Here is a 16011-nt window from a genome sequence, read left to right as displayed (position 1 = left end):
TGGAGCGATAGCCGAGTGGGATTTTCACCCACGGGGAAAGCGCCGCCTTATCACGGCGCACGCTCAAAAGCGGAGTTGCATGATCCTGCGCAAAATCTTCAAATTGGAGCAGTACATTGGGCCAACGAACTTTAACGGCCTGAATGAATTCATCAACAAATTGGTAATACTCGTCGCCCGTAATACGCGGGTGTCGCCATCCCATATACATTGGATCATCCAATAGCGCAGGATTATTAGTGCCCACATCTAACATAACCGGCAAGGTATACGCAGGGCTGATACCACCACAGGCGGTATAGAGCGCGAGCTTGCCGATCGGAATACCCATGCCGCCAATACCTTGATCACCCAAACCCAAAATACGCTCGCCATCGGTAACCACGATCACTTTGACGTTTTGTTTGGTCGCATTTTGCAACATATCATCGATGCGATCGCGATCGGGATAAGAGATAAACAAACCGCGTTTACGCCGGTATATTTTAGAAAACTGCTGGCAAGCCAAACCGACTGTAGGTGTGTAAATCAAGGGCATAATCTCTGCCAGATGATCCGTAACCAAACGAAAATAAGCAGTCTCGTTAGTATCCTGAATATTGCGCAGATAAATATGCTTATCGATGGGCGACTCAAATGAGCAAAGCTGCTGATAAACCCGCGCCTCTTGCTCTTCGATTGTCTCTATATTGTAGGGCAACAGGCCCTCAAGATTAAATTGCTGCCGCTCACGCAGGGTGAAAGCACTTCCCTTATTTAATAAGGGCGCTTCCAATAATGCAGGCCCAGCAAAAGGAATATAGATTGGACGTTTTTTCGTCATGGCATTCACTGACCATTGCAATGGGTTTAATGCAACCATAGCGCAATTGCCTTGGAACAACCAGCAAAGGAATAACAATTATTAATTTGCACTATCGAAGGGTAAAATACCTGCAGCCCACTTCATCAACCTCTTTTAAATTACGTGAGATAACCATGAGCATTGATACATTTATCGAAAAAATTAACTCAAACCCCAACGCTGTACACTTTGCTGAAACAATTGCGGTAATTGAAGAAAATTACGATTTCACTCCCACTGCATTTCAAAACGGTTCACTCAAAAATGAGGCAGGGCAAAATTCCGGCTCATGTAAATTGTTTTCATTCGCCCAATTACACAATCTGACCGAAGCACAAACGCTGGTATGTTTTGGGGATTATTACCGAGTTGATGTACTGCAACATCCCGACGCACAAGACCATCAAAACATTCGTAACTTTATGCAATCTGGCTGGAGTGGCATAACATTTGACGGTAATGCATTAAACAAAAAGTGATTTTTGGAGGACGCAATGCTCTATTTATTAAGACTTATTGTGATCACCGTCAGCCTCACGGCTTGTACTTCATCACCCACGCTCACAGAAAGCACACCAAAACCAGAACTGACAAATTGCCCAGAAGAGCGACCGCAAATATGCACCAGAGATTACCGGCCAGTTTGTGCAACAAAGGATACTGGTGTCCGTTGCGTAACCACCCCTTGCCCCTCCACAGAGCAAAAAACCTACAGCAACGCCTGTAGTGCCTGTGCAGACTCAAAAGTTATCGGCCACATTCCCGAGGCCTGCTCTACCCCATCAACCAAGCAGTAATGATATTTATGTGGACACAAAAAGAACTTCGTTTAACTGCTCGCGCTCGCGGATTTCATCTGATCACCGATGAAATCCTGCGGCAGTTACCTGAACTGAGTAAATACAAAATCGGTTTGCTGAATATTCTCATCAAACATACATCAGCATCATTAACGATAAATGAAAATGCCGACCCCACGGTGCGCAAAGATTTTGAAAGCTTTTTTAATCGCGCAGTACCGGAAGATGAACACTATTATTTGCATAACGATGAAGGTAGCGATGTACGGGTTATATACATCGCTTAACTCGAATATGGACATATAAATGGTTATGGACACCAATTAATCAGTTAGTTCAAGATTAGCCCGGTCTATTCCAAGTAAATAAGTCATCGGATTTCACCCAGCATTGACACTCCTTGCTCATTCCAAAAACTGATACATTTTAGGAGCACGAATGGCTTGAGAGTTCTTACTTCTATTCTTATGCGATAACCGCTTACAAAAGACTTTCTTCCCGTCAATTTCCACCACATCCCCAGAAAGAACCTTTCCCAGGACTTGCAATGCCTCTATAGCATGCGTGCGATATGTATCCATTTCCACGTCTCTAGGCGGCCTCATCGATACAATGGCAACCACATAATCATCATTCAACGCTGCCCAGCAACGCCCTGTCTCAATTCGATCAACGCTCTTTTCAACCACTATCATCATAAAATCCTCATTAGCCCCACCTTTAGGCGCTTTCATGGCACCCAAAATGGGAGTTTTAGTCCGTGGAATAATAAGCTGTGAAACTTGATAGTTCTAGCTTTTAAGCTGGACAAACATGAAAGATTTACATCAAGTGGCATTTGGCAAGGCGGTTCGAGAGCTAAGAAAAGAAAGAGGACTTTCCCAAGAAGCCTTTGCTGATTTGGCGGGTATAGATCGCAGTTACATGGGGCACATCGAGCGTGGCGAGAAAAACGTCACCTTAACCAAGATTTACCAGTTGAGTGACGCCTTGGGTATAACAGTCGTAGACCTGTTTAGTCGAATACAATAAAAGTGCTATCAACTTTATTTCTCAGTCTTCATGCAGATCCCCCCTGCTGAACTTCCACCAGCCCGCCGCTTGAGGTGGCACTGAGATCGATGAAAGATCAATACTTTTTTAGTGCACATAAATGCACTACAGTTTTTGGGTTTTACAAATTCTATAATCCTTTATATTCAAAGTAGCAAGAGTGTCATCAACGGTGCCCATAAAAGCCGCCGCCGACATCATTTTAATAAAAAAATCATCACCACTCATTTTTTCTGACAAAACATAGTGCGCAAGTGTTGCTTTGCTAATTATATCGTTTACCTCGGGAACAGAGAGTGGAGAAATTCCCTTAATGTCCTTGAAAACACCCATTGTGAAAGATGCAAAAATAAATGATCGATGGAACGGCTCCGGGTGAGTGCTTTCAACTTTTGAATCCTTTTTTGGATCTATAAGCGTCCCAAAAAAATCAAAAAGCACGAAATAAATAAACAAATGATCAATATAATAATCCGTTTCAACTTGGTCTTTTGTGGCCATCTGCCGCAATGAAGGCAAAATATCAATAAATCTCGCCAAAACAAACTTTGTCGCATAGGAATCAGCTTCAGCCTCAAGTCTCATTGATGCGTAGCAACTCAATTTATCTTGATTTGAATGAACTCTAAATTCTGTCCATAAAGACTTCCCTTCACCTAAAATTAGATGTCCACACAAAGCATGCGACCACTCGTGAAATGCGATGAAGTCAAACCACGCATAGAACAAATATTGTCTTAAATATTCTTTAGTTTCGGCGTCATTTTTATCATAATTTTTAAACATATGAGGAAACTTATCCATTGCATCAGTAGATAAGTTATAAAGCGCAATAACGAGCCCACCAAACATTTCAATTGTGTATTCAGATTCACCACTTCTATAAACTTTTGCGTTTATGGAGTAATTGGAATCAATTATTTTAATTTTAAATCTTGTATTCTTGTCTTTGTAAACATCAACAACATCTTTTGCGTGAAAAAGATTAATTGAATTACTTTCGATGTTGTTAAAAATGACTTTCCATTCTGATTCGGTATACATAAGGTTTTCACCACTAAATCAATGTTTCTTAATAACTAACTATCTTACTCTTTTTGAAGCACATTCATAAACCTAAAAAATTCTCTCAACCATCCCATCCAGCTTAGCTTTCACCTTTTCCCAATTCGGCATAACTTGCGTCATTAATCGGTAAAATTTTTTGCTGTGATTGTGTTCGGCTATGTGGCAGAGCTCATGGAGGATTACGTAGTCTATGCATTCGCGCGGAGCTTTTACTAAATGGGTGTTGAGTGTGAGCCTGCCACTTGGGGAGCAGCTGCCCCATTGTTTTTGCATGACTTGAATGCGCAGTGGCAAACTATTTTTAACCCATAGTGCTTGTTCGATAACTGCATCTAGGCGGCGATGGAAAACATCTTTGGCGCGCTCTTTGTACCAGGCATCCAACAATGCTTTTACGTTATCGCCATTTTTTTGTGAAAGGCCTACTTCGATCTTCCCCCGCAGTAATTTTACGTAAGGTGGTAGATCGTTTATTTCAAGTACTTTAAGGACGTATTGTTTACCTAAGTAGTAATGGCTTTCGCCACTGACAAACTTGCGTGGCGTGCTGTGCTCCAGCTGCGCCCTAAAGGCTCTAAGTTGGCTATAAATCCAACGCACTCGTTTTTTTACCGCAGCAATAACATCCTCTTGACATGCACTACTGGGTGCTTGAACTATGACCGAGCAGTCGGGGTGCACTTGAATAAGTACACGCTGAACACCGCTGGTGCGTTCCTCACGTGTAAAGCGAATAATCTCATCACCATACACAAGTGAATGCTCACTTGGCTTGCGAGGAGCTTTCTTGATTGCGGGCTGCACAATGGCGAGGTTCATACGAAACTCAAACAGCCCCCAAACCAACACGCGTGATTTGTACAATTAACTCGACGATGGCCTTTGCCTGATCCATCCCTGCACCAATGCTCTTACATTCGCTAAAAATTCTAGGTAGCAATTTTTTACGAATATCAGATTCGATGCTTTGCGGGTTGATGGAGTTTTCAGCAACAGAGACGTTCACCATTTCATCAACTTCAAACGCCAGCTGAACCCATTTAGCTTGGGCCTGTTCATCTAACTGCGCAAACAGGTCAGGCATTGTTTTTTTGGCCACACCAAAATAAGCCTGCGCGTGGCGGTTGCCCTTAAAACTATCGGGCAACTCATCTAACTGCCGGTTAGCAACTTTCTCTTCAAACTCTTTGAATAGCAGATATTGCTTTAATGGGTGATCAAAAAGGCTCTCGGCCTCTTCGATGGCTTTACGCAACAGTTTTGAAAAAGCTTCCTGAGCGTAGGGATCATCACGCAACTCTTGCTCGATCATTTTGGTGATACGAGTTTTAATAATGTCGGTTTCGTTGCGGGTTTTCTCCTCATTCCAGTCTTCAGGCTTTGGCTTTACGCCCATCTTACCTACTTCATAAACACCGGCTGGCTCTTTAACACCCACGCCCACAACATGCTTATCTAAAAGCTTTTTAACTTGATCAGCATATTCGTCGTAACGAACGGTCTCGCCCGCATCATTCCTGGCAATTTGGCGTAAGCTTGAGAATTGTTTTAAGGTTTCTTTGTAATGGCTGCGGTCTGCATCGGTAAAGCTTTTATCTTCAAAAAAAGTAACAGATTGTAAAGCGACGGTTAGGCAGGTTGAGAATTGTGTTAATGCCTCATAAAAATCCTCACGGACTTTTAGGTTAACATCCACCAATTCCCCATTTACTTCTTGCATTTTGGGCACAAGCACTTGGCGAAGCTGTTCATTGTCTTGCTTGTTTTTTACATCTTTGAAAATTGCCCACAACTCTTTGTAGAGCATGGGCAGCTTTTTATATTCCGTGCTCATTTGGTTGTAGAGACCGGCGATATCGTTGATATCAAAGCCGCCTTGCGTGCGGCTAGCCAGGTCTTGATATTTGGCGATAGTGGTATCCAGTTCTGCCAAAATGCCACGGTAGTCAATCAGCAAACCAAATTTCTTTTTCTCGTGCAGGCGATTTACCCGAGCGATAGCCTGGATTAGATTGTGCTCTTTTAAAGGCTTATCTATATAAAGCACAGTATTTTTCGGCTCATCGAAACCTGTTAGCAATTTATCAACCACGATAATTAGCTTGAGTATTTCGTCTTGCTCAAAACGGCGAACAATTTCTTTGGTGTAGGCTTGTTCATCCTGGGTACCGACATTCTCCTTCCACCATTTGGCGACCAGTGGAATGCTCGCCTCATCTACATCCGTGTTGCCTTCTCGGGTGTCTGGGGGAGACATGACCACCGCAGTTTCAAATTGTTTGTCTGGCTCAAATAACGCAATAGCTTCGTCTATAAAGGTTTTGTAGAGGATTGCCGATTGTTTGCTATCGCATGCGACTTGCCCCTTTAATCCATCCACAATGTTATTGGTGAAGTGATTCGCAATATCGAGAGCAATAAGCCGGATGCGGTCTTCTGCGCGATAGATCTCGCCCTTACGTGCAAACTTCTTTTTTAAATCTACTTTTTGGTCGTCGGTTAATTTCGCCGTAATACGATCAAACCAGGTATCAATTGCTCTGGCATTTACATCTAAATCAGGTATGCGCTCTTCGTAGAGCAAAGGCGTAACAGTTTGGTCTTCTACGGCGCGCTGCATGGTATAGGCATGTACAATAGAACCGAATTTGCTTGTAGTTTTATCGTCCTTCAGTAGCGGTGTGCCAGTAAATGCAACAAAGGCCGCATTAGGTAAAGCCAGCTTCATACGAATATGGTTTTCACCGCCCTGACTCCGGTGGCCTTCATCAATCAGTACAATAAAGTCGTGACTCGGGTTGTAACATTCGGGCAATTTTGCAGCGGAGTTAAACTTTTGAACCAATGAGAAAATAATTCGCTCATTGCCTTTGCCAATTTGTTCGGCTAAGCGCTTGCCAGAAGTTGCCATTGCAGCTTCTTTATCTTTTTTACTGCTGAGTTCGCCACCGCTGCTAAAGGTTTTGCTGAGCTGCGATTCCAAATCCACGCGGTCGGTAACTATCAGCAAACGGCATTGCTTTAATGAGTCGTGCAGAATCAAGGCCTTGGATAAAAACACCATCGTGAAGGATTTACCCGAGCCAGTGGTATGCCAAATAACCCCACCTTCACGGCCACCGTCTGGCCGCTTTTTATTAATGCGCTCGATTAAGCGCTTAATACCAAATACTTGCTGATAACGAGCAATGATTTTCCCAGCCTTTTTATCAAACAAGACAAAGTAGCGAGTAATCTCCAGAAGGCGCGCTGGAGATAATAAACTCATAATCATTTTGTCTTGCCCAGTCACGTGCAAGTCGCCACCGGCAATCAACTGTTCATACCAACGGCGTTGCGATGCGGGGCGATAACTAAAAATAGAATCCAATTGCTCAGTATTTAATTTTTTATTTTTTACGGTGTAAAACTCGGCGTCGGAAATATCTTCTTCTACCCATGCTGCCCAGAACTTTTTGGCTGTGCCTTGGGTGCCGTAACGGCCTTCCAAGCCATTGATGGATAGGAGCAACTGGCTATAAGCAAATAGCTGGGGGATTTCATCATTGCGTTGATTGCGAATATTTTGCGAAACACCTTCGTCAATAGTCGGGCCTTTTTGCGCATTCCCATCGGGGCGTTTGGCTTCTATCACCGCCAAAGGAATACCATTTACGAAACACACAATATCTGGCCGGCGGCTATCTATGCCGTTTGTACGCAGCACTCCGAACTCTTCGGTAAAGAGAAAGCTATTATTGCTAAGGTCATGCCAATCAATCAGGGCAATAGTTGGGTTGGCTTTTTTCCCATCCACAAATTCAGTAACCGAAATGCCGTATAGCAAATGGTTGTAAATACGCTCATTGGCGACCGCCAAACCTTCGTTAAGTGCGGGGCTACAGACCTCACTTAATAAATTATCAATAGCCTTATCGCTTAGTGGGTATTCTTTGCCATTAAATGTAAAGCGGCGCTTTTTCAGTTCCTTACGCAACACTTCACGCAATACCACCTCGCTGGCGTTTTGGTTACGCGCCTGGATGTTTTGCTCGGGCGAAAGGAATTGCCAGCCTGTATTGATGAGCAGTGTCAGTGCAGGGATTTTCGCACTGTATTCTTCTTGGAATTTTGGAGTGTTCTGCATTAATTATTCCGGTGATCTTAAAATACAATGCTAGGCTTGCTGTGCTGCCCCATTCTGCATATCTTGTAATACTGACTGCAACCACAAGCCCTCCTGAGATGATCTAGTTCGAGAGTCAACAGAAATCACTTTCACTAAATCTCTAAATTCATTCGCAATTCTCAATCTCTTCATGATTTGCCGTTGTTGCTCTTGTGATGATCCGCTAGAGCTACGCGAAATCACATACAATTGTTTTTGTTCGACCTCAACTAACTCTCTGAAAAGTCCGTTAATATGACTATCATCTTTGTGAAAGCCAAAACCAATAACAATTATTGCATCCGAGTTTCGATAGCCATCAAATAGCTGAACATATCGTCGTGACATGGCAACAGAAGTCAAAGGCTTGAGGCCACTTTGGGTCAAAATAAAAGGGACATGTATTTGGTCTTGCGGAACATCATCAGCGTTGACCGTAGTTACTACACTGTTTTTATATGGATTGTAGTAATCATGCGTACTGCCATTCAAGTGAAGCACTTGAGGCAAGCTAATTCCCATTGCATTTGCAACAGAATCAAGAATGCTATTGTAATTAGCTGTACCAATAACAGATAGCTCATGGCCAGCAGGTAAACTTGCCAAATCATGGTAGTAACCTGTACTTGCCAATGAGGCTAGATCAGGTGCTTGCGCACTAATATAATTACGGGCAGTCTGTAAAAAGACCACCATTTTAGTGAATTTTGCCCACTCAGTAGATGGTGAGAATAAATACCTAAAATGGTCATCTATTAACTTTTGATAATCTAGTACGGTAGTAAATATATTCTCAAGAACTTTTTGAGCGATAGCGCATAGTAAATCCAAAATACCCGCATCTTCGCCCGTATTAAAATCTCTGTTTTCTTCTAACAAAAGCTCTAAGGCTGTTGTTCCTATTCGATTAAACTCCAGTTTAAACATCCCAGCAATATCATCAAAAATAGGTAAGTCATCTGGTGCGGCTTCAAATAATTCTTGATTTAATTTTTGCACCAAATCTTGACCATGAGCACCAACCAGAAGTTGCAAAAATGATGTTGCATATCTCTTGAGGTCATCACAATGCTCTTCCCGACGAACCACATCTAACATGGCAGAATAATATTCTGATCCGAACAGTTGAACATCGCGCGCAAGCATTTGATTTAAACGTATAGCGTGAGTATAAACGCGCTCTCCAAATGCGCTTTCAATGAGCTCAGAGAATTTACTTTCCAAGCGGACTCTCTCGATTCCAAGTTCGAGAATTGCGTTATCACATTCTTGGTCAAAATTATTGAGCCTGCGAACTATTTCAGCTCTTTTATACTCAATAGAAGATTCAATTAAGCTGGTGAATTCATTGCGCCCGAATGCATGTATTCGCTTATCGGCATAGCCTTGTGGCAACCAGTTACTTGCATAAGCTGATCGTGCATCAATATTTTGCAACTGCCGTCTTAGTGCAGTTTTGTATATGCTTGTATCCTGACGAAACAGATCAATTGCAAACTTCCCTCCGCTGGGAAGGCCATAACCTGTTTCTGCTCCTGCACCAAAAAATAAACCCAGTCTCATTCCACTCTCCTTCAAATTAATTTTTGCCTTATATTTATATCGCGCAAAATTAAATAAAATCTCTACTTGAACAATTCTTAATCAGACCTTTAGGCGGAAATGGATCATTACCATAACCATTGCTTGCTCGAAGCTTTCCATTTCGCCCAATTAATTTGTATTTTTACTCTAGCGTTAAGGTTTTATCTTATTGACCACAGCGCTTATTGCACTGTTTGCGGCTTCTGTAACCGGCTTTGCAATCCCATCAACAATCGCATCTGAAGGTAGTGAGGTAGTTTTGGATTTGTCCAAAAATTCAATTGGATTTTTAGCGATTGCGCCAATCGCACCACTCAATAATCGTTCTAAAAGCTGATTGCTCGCACCAGTGTCACTATAAAGTTCCAGGACTTGAGACTTGTAGCCCTCAAAGCTTCGAGAAACGACTTCTTTGTGGGCGTACTCTTGCTCTAGCCTAAAATATTGCGAGACCTTTAATGATTGGTGAATTGAAAACCAAATAAATGGAGTGGTTAAGGTAATCCGTTTTAATAAATTGAAATAGACATCATCGGCCTCAAATATTACAGCGCTTAATTTTGGTACATATGGAAGTGCTATTGCCGATATAACTAAAGCCAATCCAACATAAAACAATTTTTCAGCATATTCTCGCTTCTTTTGAATTTCCTCTTTCAATTTTTCAAAAGAACTAGCCAAGCTAGCATTAGTTGCACTTTTTAATAGCGCTTCGATTTCTAATTTCTTACTGTTTTCATAACTGAAAAACTCCGTCTTATAGGTGTTAATCTGAGATTTTTCATCGTTGATATATTTTGTAAATCTTTGATGAAGCTCATCGACCTGCTGCTTTTTTGATGGCTTTATCTTGGCATCATCACTCTTTTCATCTTCCGGCAACACATAGCCGTCTATATACTCAGCTATAAATGCCTCAATATGTCTTTGTTTCTTGCCGATATCCTGAGCCATCTCGGTAATCTCTGATTTTAAAGATTCTTCCTTTTCATCTCCGACAAGTAGATGCTCATGATAGCCTTCAATTTCAACAAGCAAGCTCTCTGATTTGGCTTGAGCAGACTCTATTTGCTCAATCACCCCGTTTTCTGCAAATAGCTCGTCATATCTTTTACCTATTGATTCAATTTTTTCTATCAATGGATCCCCTTCGCCGTAGCACTCTTCGTGCAAATTATAAATCTCTAATTTCAGCTCCTCAGCTTGTGCTTTTAATGTTTTTACATCATTTACAATTTTAATGATTTCTTCAAAAGCAGTGGCGGCATTTTTTCGATCAGACAGCGATCGAGCTATTATGCCGTCCAGTCTCGAGTTTAGATATCCAAATTCATTTAGGGTTTTTAATACCAAAAAATATGCGTCAACGCAGGCGACGAAATAAGACTGGTTATTGTGTGCGTTCGCTATATGGGATGAAATTTTATTCAAATTGGTAAACAAATCGTGTAATACCAAACTGTTAGCGTCGTCAATTACGTTCGCTTGAATCGCATTAATAGTCTCTAGAAGCTCATTTTTAAATTGAGTCAATGAGTATTCTTTATGCGCCATAGGGGATAATTTTTCAGGATCCCACTTATTTGCATAGCTAAATATGTTATTAACGGATTCTATTACTTGATTTTTAATCGCCATAAAATTCCCTCTTAGTTAATTAATACCCTACGTTTACCCGTCAATAGCTGCTGCATTAAAGCCTTTTTCTCTTGCTGCAATAGTTTTAACTTGTTTTGAAATGCATATATTTCTTGGTCAGCCATTGATAAAACGTCTGCGATTTTTTGTTGTTCTTCCTCTTTGGGCACCGGAATAGTTAGATTAGAGTAAATAGATATCCAGTGTCGTTGATGTCCGCCAATTGCAAAATCTAACATTTGCATTGCCTCGAACACATACTTGATCGAAACGCCATTTTTAGCGGTCAATATCTTCATCGCACTTGATTTTGCTTTAAATGGGAAATCTACAAACTTATTATCCGTAGTGAAATCATCAAAAATAATTGCAGGAAGCGATTCCTTATAGATTCCAAACTCTTCATTCGTATAGCCAAGAATAAACGTTTTTCCAGCGGTTAATACTGGAGTTTCATACTCATCGCTGTATTCGGTTGACTTAACTAAGTAAGGTGTTGGTTGCACATAGTCAAGAAGCTCACCAAGCTCAAGTCGATCCCACCCCCCCTCAAACCTGACTCCATTCTCATCTAACAACCGCACCTTACCCGTAAGCAATTTCTGCATTAAGGCTTTTTTCTGTTGCTGGCTATTGGCAAGTAGCTGTTCGGTAGTGGTGATGGCTTTATCCCACACAGAAAGTATTTTGGCGATTTTTTTTTGCTCTTCTATTGGAGCGCAAAGAACTTTTACTTTCCTAAGTTCCTCTAATGAGATTTCCTTGAATGTACTACCTTTACTCAAAGTATTAATGCGATTTAGAATTTTTTCAGATGCAAGTTGATAGTAGTGAAATTGATTGCACTGGTCTTCTGAAACAGCAATTCGAGCAGTCCCTTGAGTTAAATTTGCCTCGGGCAAATCATCAGGAACAATAGCCAACTCTCCAATATTTCCGCGAAGAGAGAATACAATATCGCCAGGATGAACCGACGACCGTCTGTATTTGAAATGAATTTCACGGCTTGTTCTTTGCAATGTTTCGGGATTTATCGCTCCTCTAACATCAGAGCTTTTGATGTAGGGTATACCATCCAAAACGTGCGGGCCGGCTTGCACGATTCCGTAAGAAATTTTTTCTCTTACAATATCTGCTAAGGGCTTAGCATGCCATCCACTAGGCACCATATCCCAACTCCTCCAAATACTTCGCCATCTCAACCTCAAGATCTGCCAACTGCGCTTTTAGTTGTTCGCGCTCTTTACGCACCACCATCAAATCAATTTCTTCCTCTTCTTCAAAGGTATCCACATAGCGTGGAATATTCAGGTTGTAGTCGTTTTCCTGAATTTCTTTAAGGCTGGCAAGGTATGAATATTTATCTAACGCTTCGCGGCTGCGATAAGTCGCTACAATTTTTTCAATATTTTCTTGCGTAAGCAGGTTTTGGTTTTTACCGGCTTTGAATTCACGGCTGGCATCTATAAAGAGAACATCTGTATTCGCCGCTGTGCGGTCTTTGCGGAAAATCAGAATAGCCGCTGGAATGCCAGTACCATAAAACAATTTTTCAGGTAGACCTATTACAGCGTCTAACAGGTTTTCGTCGATAAGCTTGGTTCGAATGATTAATTCGCTGCTACCACGAAACAGTACACCGTGAGGCACAACCACGCCCATGCGGCCACTCTTAGGCTTCAAGGTTTCAATCATGTGGGAAATAAACGCGTAGTCGCCTTTTGTTTTGGGTGGAATGCCACGGCGAAAACGACCATATTTATCGTGCTCGGCGTCGTCATGGCCCCACTTATCCAAGCTGAATGGTGGGTTGGCGACTACTATGTCGAACAATTTTAAATTGCCATCGGCATCTAATAATTTGGGGTTGCGAATGGTGTCACCCCATTCAATTTTATGGTTGTCTTCGCTGTGCAAAAACATATTCATTTTGGCGAGTGACCAAGTAGAACCAATGGCTTCTTGGCCGTAGAGCGCGTATTTTTTACTGCCAAATTTTTCGCGGATATTGCGCCCAAGTTTCATTAGCAGCGATGCAGAACCACAAGCTGGGTCGCAAGCTTCGTCACCTTCTTTTGGGTCTACCAACTCGGCAATTAAATCGGACACTTCTGGCGGGGTATAAAACTCACCGGCTTTTTGACCGCCGCTGGCAGCAAAGTTTTTAATCAGGTATTCGTAGGCGTTGCCAATTACATCCAAGCCGCCCACCAGTGATGGACGCAAGTTTAATTCTGGTTTGGCGAAATCTTCTAGCAGGTGGCGTAAGGTATCGTTCTTCTGTTTTTCTTCACCCAACTTATCGGTGTTAAACGAAATATCCTGAAATACATTTTTCAGTTTAGTGCCGTTGCTTTCTTCAATCGCATGTAAAGCTTGGTCGATACGTTCGCCATTACCGGCCTCGTGGCGGCGTTGGTAGAGCGAATAAAAGCTGGCGGTTGGCGGCAATACAAAACGCTCGGCTTTCATTAGCTCGGTAATTAATTCTGGCTCATCGCCATGTTCTTTTTGGTATAGCTCGTAGTGGTCTTGCCATACATCACTGATGTATTTAAGGAAGAGCATGGTGAGAATGAAATCTTTATAGGTGTCTGCACTGATGGTACCGCGAAAGGTATCGCAGGCATTCCAGAGCGCTTTATTGATGGCGTCTTGGCTGATGGCTGCTTGTGGTAGCGAATCTGGTTTGTTGGTTACATCATTCATTTTTGTTGTCCCTCTTAATTCAAATTTAGTTTTCAGCGGCAAGCTGGGCGGCTATGGCATTCATAGTCAGCTGCCCGTTGCTAATAAGCTGGGTGAGAAGTTGTTGTTCTTTGCGTAAGGTATTGGCCAGCGCCACTATGCTTTTTTGCTGCTCAAGGCTTGGCACTGCTATGGGCGTATCTTCCAGCGCGGCGCGGCGAATACTCTTGGTGAGTGTGCCTTCGGATTCACGCTGAAAGTAGCGCAAGCAAGGCTCTTGGTTGAGATACCAGGCGAGATATTCCGGCAGCAGCGCCTTCTTTTTTGGGGTGATGATGTAGAGGTGCGGCGCAGCAACGGCTTTTTTGCCCTCTACCGAGCTATCAATCAGCACCGAGTAGTTATTGCTGCCGCGAGCGACAAACAGGATGCTGCCAGCGCTAAGCCAATCCGGTTCACGCTTGCCTTGGGTTTCGGTTTCTACACAGGTAGACCAGTTAATCCCTTCACTGACAGATATATCCTTCATCTGAACCGCAAGCACATGAGTACCTGCCACTTCAGGGATTTTCCCTCGAAACGGGTAGCCTACAGCTATCTTTGCGATTTGTTTAAGTTGCATGGAAAAATATCTTCATTGACGATGATGCAAGTATATTGCTTGCACTTTAAGCAATCGTCAAGGGATATTTTGCATCAATGGCAATCATGCAATTCAGACAAGCGAAATATATTTTACCGTCAATTCACCTATCAACTTTACCCTCAATTATTTTTATCAATACCCTAATAAATTCATAGGGTTATAAGTTTTGATGGTTAACACTCGAACAATTATGTTAGTGGCGGCCACGTAAACAAAGTTACTTTTTCGCGCTTGACCACCCCAAAAACATTACCTTAATCTCCAAAAAAATTGCCTAAAAATTCTTATATGACACCTTTTGGCCACTATTTAGAAAAGCTTCGACGCAGCCGAAATCTGCAACAAAAGCAGATGGCGGATGCTATGGAGGTTAATCCTTGCTATGTCAGCTCTCTTGAACGAGGCCGTAAAAAACCGCCATCCAGGGATGTGCTGAACAAGTTGATTAAGCGATTGAAGCTGACAGGCAATGAAGAATGCGAGCTATGGCGGGCGGTTGAGCTTTCCGAGCCGAGCTTCCGCTTGCCACACAGCATGTCTTTAGAAGAGTTTGAATTTGTACATGAACTGCGCGGCAGCTTGGGTAATTTGAGCCACAACCAGCTTGTCATCATGCGGAAGACATTAGAGTTGGGGGCGCATAAAGATAAAGATCTGCGAGCAGCCGGAGGAACAAGCAGCTAAGAAAAACGGAGCGCCCCTGAGGTTCGCCCCGCTAGTGATGCAAGTATGATACTTACGTCGTGAGAAACTAAAGTATCCGCAACACTCACTAGCCCGTCAAGCAATCCTCTTGCGCACATAACCAATAAATACAAAGTTAATTTCCAAAATCAATATTTCACTTAACGCCGCCCTGAACATGGCGGAGTCATTAATACACTGAGGAGCGTACAGTGAATATCAATACCGCTTAATTGCCTATTGGTTAGAGAACAAGGGGCATGAGATTGCACTCCCATACCCCTCGTAAAGTCGTCAAAGCTTGGCACCCTGACCACTCCATTCTCTAATCCATTCAAAACAACGTCAAGTTGCAAGCCACAAAAGTCTGAACTTATACAGCCTAACTAAACCACTCCCATAGGTTTAGTCGTTAAATATCAGGCTCACTTTTTAAACATCCGATGGCGGTTACGCAGGCGCTTGGCGCAAGCACGCCCTTATTTTAGGTGAGGAAAATGGGTGCACGATTAGAGGTTGTGCGGCGTCTTGAACTCTATGAGCCGACAACGATATTAGAAGTAAGCCAAAGTGAAATTATCATCAACAAGAATGGCATTAACTTGCAGTACGGGGCATCACTTAGCGATAGCTTTTACAGCGAACATTTTCATCACTTCCCAATCCTGGTTGATGCAGATGGATCGCCGTGGAAGGAAGCAAATCGATATCTATTAAGCAAGCTGACTGGCGTGCTGCAAGCTAAGCATCGCACGCTTGAAAGTATCGCATCTGACCTTTGCAATTTTAGGGATTGGCTAACATCTGAAGAGATAGATTTTCTTAACATTGATCCCTACCGCGAATATCGGACACCTTA

General features: G+C 42.5%; 14 protein-coding genes and 1 pseudogene. 5 read left to right on the top strand and 10 right to left on the bottom strand.

Features of this window, described 5'->3' with window-relative positions:
• Window positions 1–823: oxaloacetate-decarboxylating malate dehydrogenase (gene maeA, locus AWU77_RS02805; RefSeq protein WP_152625242.1), on the bottom strand; the 823-nt coding region annotated here is incomplete at its 3' end.
• A 155-nt stretch (window positions 824–978) separates the two neighbouring features.
• On the opposite strand from maeA, the gene AWU77_RS02800 reads away from it, so the two are divergent.
• Both AWU77_RS02800 and AWU77_RS02795 read left to right on the top strand, forming a co-directional pair.
• A complete protein-coding gene (locus tag AWU77_RS02800; protein WP_062058955.1) occupies window positions 979–1323 on the top strand; it encodes a HopJ type III effector protein in 345 nt (114 codons plus the stop codon).
• Between the two features lie 326 nt (window positions 1324–1649).
• Window positions 1650–1907 (top strand): annotated as a pseudogene (locus tag AWU77_RS02795) (secondary thiamine-phosphate synthase enzyme YjbQ); the annotation flags it as partial.
• Between the two features lie 141 nt (window positions 1908–2048).
• On the opposite strand, the gene AWU77_RS02790 reads toward AWU77_RS02795, so the two are convergent.
• Complete coding sequence (locus tag AWU77_RS02790) at window positions 2049–2378, bottom strand: hypothetical protein (RefSeq protein WP_062058952.1); 330 nt, start codon at window positions 2376–2378, stop codon at window positions 2049–2051.
• Window positions 2379–2457: 79 nt separating this feature from the next.
• On the opposite strand from AWU77_RS02790, the gene AWU77_RS02785 reads away from it, so the two are divergent.
• On the top strand, window positions 2458–2676 hold the full coding sequence (locus tag AWU77_RS02785; protein ID WP_062058948.1) for a helix-turn-helix domain-containing protein: 219 nt from the start codon (window positions 2458–2460) through the stop codon (window positions 2674–2676).
• Between the two features lie 126 nt (window positions 2677–2802).
• Here the strand turns inward: AWU77_RS02785 and AWU77_RS02780 are convergent, their stop codons facing one another.
• The 8 genes from AWU77_RS02780 to AWU77_RS02745 form a co-directional block, all read right to left on the bottom strand.
• Entirely contained in the window at window positions 2803–3741 is a 939-nt protein-coding gene (locus tag AWU77_RS02780) for a hypothetical protein (RefSeq protein WP_062058945.1), read from the bottom strand.
• A gap of 72 nt (window positions 3742–3813) precedes the next feature.
• Window positions 3814–4584 carry a M48 family metallopeptidase gene (locus AWU77_RS02775; RefSeq protein WP_084617949.1) on the bottom strand — a complete coding sequence of 257 codons (771 nt, stop codon included), beginning with the start codon at window positions 4582–4584 and terminating at the stop codon, window positions 3814–3816.
• Window positions 4585–4591: 7 nt separating this feature from the next.
• Entirely contained in the window at window positions 4592–7891 is a 3300-nt protein-coding gene (locus AWU77_RS02770) for a type I restriction endonuclease subunit R (protein ID WP_062058942.1), read from the bottom strand.
• Between the two features lie 30 nt (window positions 7892–7921).
• On the bottom strand, window positions 7922–9475 hold the full coding sequence (locus AWU77_RS02765) for a hypothetical protein (protein ID WP_062058939.1): 1554 nt from the start codon (window positions 9473–9475) through the stop codon (window positions 7922–7924).
• Between the two features lie 174 nt (window positions 9476–9649).
• The gene (locus AWU77_RS02760) at window positions 9650–11134 is read right to left on the bottom strand and encodes a hypothetical protein (protein WP_062058936.1); all 1485 of its coding nucleotides are present in this window, start codon (window positions 11132–11134) and stop codon (window positions 9650–9652) included.
• 11 nt (window positions 11135–11145) lie between these two features.
• On the bottom strand, window positions 11146–12303 hold the full coding sequence (locus AWU77_RS02755) for a restriction endonuclease subunit S (RefSeq protein ID WP_062058933.1): 1158 nt from the start codon (window positions 12301–12303) through the stop codon (window positions 11146–11148).
• The gene (locus tag AWU77_RS02750; RefSeq protein WP_062058930.1) at window positions 12293–13843 is read right to left on the bottom strand and encodes a type I restriction-modification system subunit M; all 1551 of its coding nucleotides are present in this window, start codon (window positions 13841–13843) and stop codon (window positions 12293–12295) included. Before AWU77_RS02750 ends, AWU77_RS02755 begins: the two co-directional genes overlap by 11 nt.
• 25 nt (window positions 13844–13868) lie before the next feature.
• Window positions 13869–14444, bottom strand: a complete 576-nt coding sequence (locus AWU77_RS02745) for a restriction endonuclease subunit S (protein WP_062058927.1) — start codon at window positions 14442–14444, stop codon at window positions 13869–13871.
• A 312-nt stretch (window positions 14445–14756) separates the two neighbouring features.
• Here AWU77_RS02745 and AWU77_RS02740 point away from each other — a divergent pair, with 312 nt between their 5' ends.
• Window positions 14757–15152, top strand: coding sequence for a helix-turn-helix domain-containing protein (locus AWU77_RS02740; protein ID WP_084617947.1), 396 nt, complete (start codon window positions 14757–14759; stop codon window positions 15150–15152).
• Window positions 15153–15649: 497 nt separating this feature from the next.
• Window positions 15650–16011, top strand: a 362-nt coding sequence (locus AWU77_RS02735) for a hypothetical protein (RefSeq protein WP_202966614.1), incomplete at its 3' end; no start/stop codon positions are given.

This window comes from Cellvibrio sp. OA-2007 (assembly GCF_000953825.1).
Lineage (GTDB): Bacteria > Pseudomonadota > Gammaproteobacteria > Pseudomonadales > Cellvibrionaceae > Cellvibrio.
The sequence above is the reverse complement of the archived record's forward strand: the minus strand, read 5'-3'. Positions and strand labels throughout refer to the sequence as shown.